The sequence below is a fragment of the Methylobacterium sp. WL120 genome, from assembly GCF_008039465.1.
Taxonomy (GTDB): Bacteria; Pseudomonadota; Alphaproteobacteria; order Rhizobiales; family Beijerinckiaceae; genus Methylobacterium; species Methylobacterium cerastii.
In genome coordinates, this window is record NZ_VRUT01000204.1 from 1 (window position 1) to 6,711 (window position 6,711).

At 63.8% G+C, this 6,711-nt stretch carries 7 protein-coding genes; 4 read left to right on the forward strand and 3 right to left on the reverse strand.

What is annotated here, in order from left to right; translation table 11 throughout:
* The 3 genes from FV229_RS27820 to glmS all read left to right on the forward strand — a co-directional run.
* The coding region (locus FV229_RS27820; protein WP_210246621.1) for a hypothetical protein at window positions 1-351 on the forward strand (351 nt) is incomplete at its 5' end.
* Window positions 352-425: 74 nt separating this feature from the next.
* Complete coding sequence (glmU, locus tag FV229_RS24060) at window positions 426-1,817, forward strand: bifunctional UDP-N-acetylglucosamine diphosphorylase/glucosamine-1-phosphate N-acetyltransferase GlmU (RefSeq protein WP_147754367.1); 1,392 nt, start codon at window positions 426-428, stop codon at window positions 1,815-1,817.
* A gap of 164 nt (window positions 1,818-1,981) precedes the next feature.
* Window positions 1,982-3,808, forward strand: a complete 1,827-nt coding sequence (gene glmS, locus FV229_RS24065) for a glutamine--fructose-6-phosphate transaminase (isomerizing) (protein WP_147754368.1) — start codon at window positions 1,982-1,984, stop codon at window positions 3,806-3,808.
* Window positions 3,809-3,855: 47 nt separating this feature from the next.
* Here glmS and FV229_RS27665 read toward each other — a convergent pair whose 3' ends face one another.
* The 3 genes from FV229_RS27665 to FV229_RS24075 form a co-directional block, all read right to left on the reverse strand.
* A complete protein-coding gene (locus tag FV229_RS27665; protein WP_187275270.1) occupies window positions 3,856-4,080 on the reverse strand; it encodes a hypothetical protein in 225 nt (74 codons plus the stop codon).
* Between the two features lie 85 nt (window positions 4,081-4,165).
* Window positions 4,166-4,693: a hypothetical protein gene (locus FV229_RS24070; protein WP_147754369.1), complete on the reverse strand. Its 528-nt coding sequence runs from the start codon at window positions 4,691-4,693 to the stop codon at window positions 4,166-4,168.
* 7 nt (window positions 4,694-4,700) lie between these two features.
* Window positions 4,701-6,386 carry a hypothetical protein gene (locus FV229_RS24075; protein ID WP_147754370.1) on the reverse strand — a complete coding sequence of 562 codons (1,686 nt, stop codon included), beginning with the start codon at window positions 6,384-6,386 and terminating at the stop codon, window positions 4,701-4,703.
* Between the two features lie 152 nt (window positions 6,387-6,538).
* On the opposite strand from FV229_RS24075, the gene FV229_RS24080 reads away from it, so the two are divergent.
* On the forward strand, window positions 6,539-6,711 hold a 173-nt coding region (locus tag FV229_RS24080), incomplete at its 3' end, for a transposase (protein WP_147754371.1).

Here is a 6,711-nt window from a genome sequence, read left to right on the forward strand (position 1 = left end):
CCGCAGGCCCGTGCCGGCGAGCACCGCACCGAGCGCTGCCAGGCGCACGACGTCGCGGCGGGTGCCGTCCGGGCGGGCGGGCCCACGGGGATCGCGGAGGGCGTCGGAGCGCGGGTCGGTCGGCAGCGTCGTGCCCCTTCGTTCGGGTGGTTCGGCAACAGGACCGGAAACAGCGAAGTGCCGGAAACGGTTCGCAACAATCGGCCCCTCGTACCATCCCGGTGCCTGAACTCTCGGTTAAGCGCGGCCGGCGGGCGCGAATTCCGGCGCCTGTGTGATCGAGGCCGCGCGGCGGAGCGGAAGGACGACGGCGAGGCGACGCCGTTTTGCGGGACGGGCGCGATCGGCTAATCGGGTGCTCCCATCCCGTCGCCCGCCGGTCCCGGCGGGCGGCACCAGCGACCGTCCCCGGGAACCTGAACGCGATGACGACACCGGCCCCCGCGCGGCGAAGCCTCACCGCGATCGTGCTCGCCGCCGGCAAGGGCACGCGGATGCGCTCCGACCTGCCGAAGGTGCTCCATCGCCTGGCGGGCCGCAGCATGCTCGGCCATGTGCTCGCTGCGGTGCAGGCGGCGGGTGCCGCACGCATCGCCGTGGTGGCCGAGCCCGGCCGCGACGACGTCGCCCGCGAGATCGCGGCGCTGGCGCCGGGCGCCGCAATCTACCCGCAGGTCGAGCGCCTCGGCACGGCGCATGCGGTGCTGGCTGCCCGGGCGATCCTGAGCCAAGGCGACGACGGGGAAGGCGACGACGTCATCGTGGCCTTCGGCGACACCCCGCTGATCACCGGCGAGACCCTGTCGCGGCTGCGGGCGCCCTTGGCCGAGGGCGCAGCGGTAGTGGTACTGGCCTTCGAAACCGAGGCACCCGCCGGCTACGGCCGGGTGCTGACCGAGGGCGCCCACGTGGTCGCGATCCGCGAGGAGAAGGACGCCAGCGAAGCGGAGCGCGCGGTGCGCCTGTGCAACGCCGGGCTGATGGCGCTGTCGGGCGACCACGCGCTGGCGCTCCTGGAGCGGATCGGCAACGACAACGCCGCCGGCGAGTACTACCTGCCCGACGCGGTGGCGCTGGCCGTCGGCGACGGGCTCTCCGTCGCCGTGGTTCCAGTGACGGAGGCGGAGGCGCAAGGGGTCAACGACCGGGTGCAGCTCGGCGTCGCCGAGGCCGCGATCCAGGCGCGCCTGCGCCGCAGCGCCCAGCTCGGCGGCGCGACGCTGGTCGCCCCCGAGACGGTGTTCCTCAGCCACGACACGATCCTCGGGCGCGACGTGCTCGTCGAGCCGAACGTGGTGTTCGACACCGGCGTCCGCGTCGACGACGGGTGCGTCGTCCACGCCTTCTCGCACCTGAAGGACGTGCGCCTGGAGGCGGGCGCGAGCGTCGGCCCGTTCGCGCGCCTGCGGGGCGGCGCGGTGCTGGAGGCCGGCGCCAGCATCGGCAACTTCGTGGAGCTGAAGAACGCCCGCCTCGGGCCGGGCGCCAAGGCCGCGCACCTGACCTATCTCGGCGACGCCGAGGTCGGCGCCCGCGCCAACGTCGGGGCCGGCACCATCACCTGCAACTACGACGGGGTCTCGAAGCACCGCACCCGGATCGGGGCCGGCGCCTTCATCGGCTCGAACTCCGCGCTGGTCGCCCCCGTCGCGATCGGTGCCGGCGCCTTCGTCGCCTCCGGCTCGGTGATCACCGACGACGTGCCCGACGGGGCGCTCGCCGTCGCCCGCGGCCGCCAGGCGACGAAGCCGGGCTGGGCCGAGACGAAGCGCGCGGCGCTGCAGGCGGAGAAGGTGGCGCGCGCAGGCAAAGCGTAGGTCCCGGCGGGCGCACCCGCAGCCCCTTCAAAAGACGGCCCGCGCCTCTCACGTAAACGGCCCACTGCATCGCCTGCCCTGCGTAGCCACGGGGGGCTGGCCTCGTGCGGCGGCGATCCGGTACAAGCCGCCGGTCCACCGGGCGAACCGAAAGACAACTCAGCATGTGCGGCATCGTCGGCATCGTCGGTAACGGGGCAGTGGCCGGTCCGCTGGTCGAGGCGCTTCGCCGCCTGGAATACCGCGGCTACGACTCGGCCGGCATCGCCACGCTGGAGCACGGGCGGTTGGCTCGGCGGCGGGCCTCGGGCAAGCTCGTCAACCTCGAGGCGAGGCTGCGCGAGGAGCCGCTGGCCGGCGCGATCGGCATCGGCCACACCCGCTGGGCGACCCATGGCCGCCCCAACGAGACCAACGCCCACCCGCACGCCACCGCGCGGCTCGCCGTGGTCCACAACGGCATCATCGAGAATTTTCGCGAACTGAAGCACGAGCTCGAGGCCAAGGGCGTCCGGTTCGAGAGCGAGACCGACACCGAGGTGGTGGCCCAGCTCGTCAGCCATGCCATGGACCAGGGCCTCGGACCGGTCGAGGCGGTGGCCGCCTGCCTCCCGCGCCTGCGCGGCGCCTTCGCCCTCGGCTTCCTGTTCGCCGGCCACGACGACCTGCTGGTCGGCGCCCGGCACGGGGCGCCGCTCGCAATCGGCTACGGCGCGGGCGAGACCTATCTCGGCTCCGACGCGCTGGCGCTGGCGCCGTTCACCGACGCGCTCACCTATCTGGAAGAGGGCGACTGGGCGATCCTGTCGCGCAGCGGTGCCGAGATCCGAGACATCCACGGCGCGGTCGTCCAGCGCCCGCGCCAGACCATCGCGACGCAGGCCTACCGGATCGACAAGGGCAACCACCGCCACTTCATGGCCAAGGAGATCCACGAGCAGCCGGAGGTCGTCGGCCGCACGCTCTCCCACTACGTCGACCTCGCGCAAGGGCGCGTCGCGCTGCCCGAGCCGCTGCCCTTCGACTTCGCCAAGCTCACGCGCCTCAACATCACCGCCTGCGGCACCGCCTACTATGCGGGGCTGGTGGCCCGTTACTGGTTCGAGCAGATCGCGCGGCTTCCCGTCGAGATCGACGTCGCCTCCGAGGCGCGCTACCGCGAAGCGCCGCTCGAGCGCGACGGGCTGACGCTCGTCATCTCGCAATCGGGCGAGACCGCCGACACCCTGGCTTCGCTGCGCTACGCGAAGTCCCAAGGGCAACACAGCGTGTGCGTCGTCAACGTGCCGACCTCGACCATCGCGCGGGAATCCTCCGTGGCGCTGCCGACGCTCGCCGGCCCCGAGATCGGCGTCGCCTCGACCAAGGCCTTCTCTTGCCAGCTCACCGTGCTGCTGTGCCTGGCCATCGCCGCCGGCCGCGCCCGCGGCACCATCGACGCCGCGGAGGAGCGCCGCCTCGTCGACGCGCTGATCACCGTGCCCGGCCTGATGGCCGACGCGCTGGCCCGCGAGAACGAGATCGAGGGGCTGGCCCGCGAGATCGCCAAGGCGCGGGACGTGCTCTACCTCGGCCGCGGCACCAGCTACCCGATGGCGATGGAGGGCGCGCTGAAGCTGAAGGAGATCAGCTACATCCACGCGGAAGGGTATGCGGCGGGCGAGCTCAAGCACGGGCCGATCGCGCTGATCGACGAGAGCGTGCCGGTGATCGTGATCGCCCCGCACGACGCGGTGTTCGAGAAGACCGTGTCGAACATGCAGGAGGTCGCCGCCCGCGGCGGGCGCATCGTGCTGATCGGCGACGCCAAGGGCGCAGCCGAGCACGGGCTCGACACCCTGGCCACGGTGACGATGCCCGACCTCGACCCGACGGTCGCGCCGATCGTCTACGCGGTGCCGATCCAACTCGTCGCCTACCACACCGCCGTTGTCATGGGTAAGGACGTGGACCAGCCGAGAAACCTCGCCAAGTCCGTCACGGTGGAATAGGCGCGATCTTTCAAACAGTTCGCTTGTAGAAAACAAATAAAGTCTGGTCAGAAAATAAAGTCTGGCCAAAGAAATAGTTTGTCCAAAATGACCAAAAAATAAAGTCTGTCCGTTGAGACGCGGGGTTCGATGAACCCGCTTTCAAATGACATCAGTCGACGTCCAACGACAAAAGGTGATTCGTTCTGGAATTCTCCACGAGGTGAACTCGCCATGCCGATGATTGACACGCCCAGTGTCGACGATAAGCCATTGATGGTCGTGATCGGCATTACGATCCAGGGCATATTGCGGAAGGGTGGTACGCGCTCTCCGTGTTTACCCCATCGCGAAGGCATTTTCTGAGCTCTGGACCCATCACGAGATCGTCGTTTTTCGATCCTGCTCACGACCAATTTGTATGTCGAATGCAAGAAGCCCCTTGCGATTAAATCGGGGCTCGAAGTTAACCTCAACACCAAACGTTAAAATATCCCAAGTCCTTGGGTCAGTATGATCCGAATGCGAAAATACGTCTCTCGGATAAGACGGCGATTTTAGAAAAACGTACGTCGACTCAATCCTCGCCACAGTTCCAATCATTCGTGGGAAAAGTTTTACAAGCGAGGATTGGCCAGACTGAGCTCTTTGACGAAAATCGGGAGGGGCACCGACATCAATTTGGTCGAATAATTGCACCGCTTCTGGGCCTCGGCCGCGCAGAAGAAGGAACTGAGCATGGACATGTCTCGCCTCAAAGGCAACGTCACCTCTCGTATAAGATGACGAGAGGTGTGGCTCGATTCGAATATCTTCGATATCTTCTTGGATAAGATGCTTTGCGATCGTCAAATGCAAGATGCGGTCGTCAGGGTTTTTCTCGATCGCAGCCGTGAGGAGATCCACGGCCTTTTTACGGTCTCCACCCTTGGCATAGACAGACGCTAGCCGCATCGGCACACCGGCCCCCCCGCGGATTCAGAGACCAAGCCCGTTCCAAAGCCCGTGTCGCTGCTCGTTTCTCATTGATCACTGTCAATAGACGCGCTTCGGTATCGGCAATATCTGGATCGCCAGCATAGCTCGCAGTAGCCCGATCGAGCGCCTTCTCGGCTTCTTTGACCTTATCAGCAAAAAAGCTCAGATCTGCCGCACTCGCAGTATCGTCGATTGTCTCCGAGAGATCGGCGACCTCATCAACAAGCAGCTTGCATCGCGAAGAGGCCGTTAAAACGCTGCTGGCCGGACGCATCTCGGAAAGCCGATCACGAGCCTGCCGCCGAAATTGCTCCTTCAAGAGCTCTGAATGCTCCACATTCGCCCGCCGGCGAGCAATCTCGGCCTGCGTATGAATGATTGAACTCGAACCGCGGTCCTTCGAACGGGCCCGTTTGGCCAACATTTCCGCTTCAGATAGAGAGCCGCCGGAATGGTTGGCTTCGAAAATAGCCCATTGCTGATCGATGAAGCCCATCTCAGGGGCCGCTTTCGAGGCGGCACGATAAACATCCCGACCTGGCTCCGCACCAACCATCGTCTTGCTCAGATTGCGGCCACGCGTGATTTCCAACAAAGCGTGACTATCGACTGAATATCCCGGATCGAGCCCACCGATAATTCGAATTAGCTGATCGGCTTTTTCCTCGTCCGAGGGACAGGCCTGATTAAAGACTAGACTCGCGATTCGAGAATGACGAGCGCGATAGTTATGGTCACCGGTATGAGCATCCTGTCCGGTGATAACCACATTCTCTAGCGGCTTTAAAAACTTCGTCTCGTAGTCATTGAAACGAACGCCAGAGACACGAGATATCGTTCCAGCCCGGACCGGAACCGCAAATTGATGCATTGTTGCGATGTCGAGATAAAGCCTCCGCGCCTGCTCGGGAGTAACATCGTTATACTCGCCAAAAACAATGTCTTCGAGTTTACGCCCGTGAGTTGCCTCGTGAAGGGCCACGAGTAGTTGCCGCTCGGCCGTCTTCATAAAGGCATCAATTTGCTCTTGGCGTGGCCGCCCCGTCAGGAGGCCAAGGCATCTGTGACGCTCCAGCAAATCAATTAGGCCTTCGACATCTTGCGTTGAAAGATTTGGAACACGCGTGAAAATTGGATTCCATCTGTCGAGCGCCGAACAGTAAACGTTCCATTCGCTGTCTCGCTCAGCGCCAATAACCGTGACGGGGACACGTTGCTTTTTGCACGTGGAGAGAAGCGCCATCACCCGATCTGTGTGTAGTGCCAAGCGATCGACAAAGACGAAGACGCGCTTGTCCGTCAGGCCGTAGAGCTCCATCACATGTTCAGGAAGCAGAGCACCGTCTTGCTCGAACCACAGGACAGGACACTCATTCAGTTGTGTTGCCGCCTCCCAGGCAATGCGTTTAAGAGCAACGGTTTTTCCACTCCCACCCGGACCACGAAGCACGAATAAGCGAACCGCCGTGTCCGTCGGCATTTCCATGAACGCCTGATATACGACTTCGTCAACGTACTTCCGACGAAGATCAAGACGTTGGACAACGCAGCCCCACCCGGTATCGAATCCTTCGTAAAACTTCTTTGGATCCTGCTCTGCGTGACGAATATCACCATGCACAAATGTTAAATCGCGATCGATCGCTTCTCGTAGCGCGGGCGATTCGACTTTATTGGTCTTATAAAATCTTCGAATTGGCAGATCGGCTGGCCTGCCTCCTGAAAAGTGGTCCTCCCTGAGGTATGGCTTCGAGCCATGTGGAGGATGTTTTCATGGGACGGAAGAAGCATACGGCTGAAGAGATCGTCGCCAAGCTACGCCAAGTGGATGTTCTGGTCTCACAAGGTCGCAAAGTTGCCGAAGCAATCCAGTCCATTGAGGTGACCGAAGTCACGTATTATCGCTGGCGTTCCGAGTATGGCGGTCTGAAGGGGGATCAGGTCAA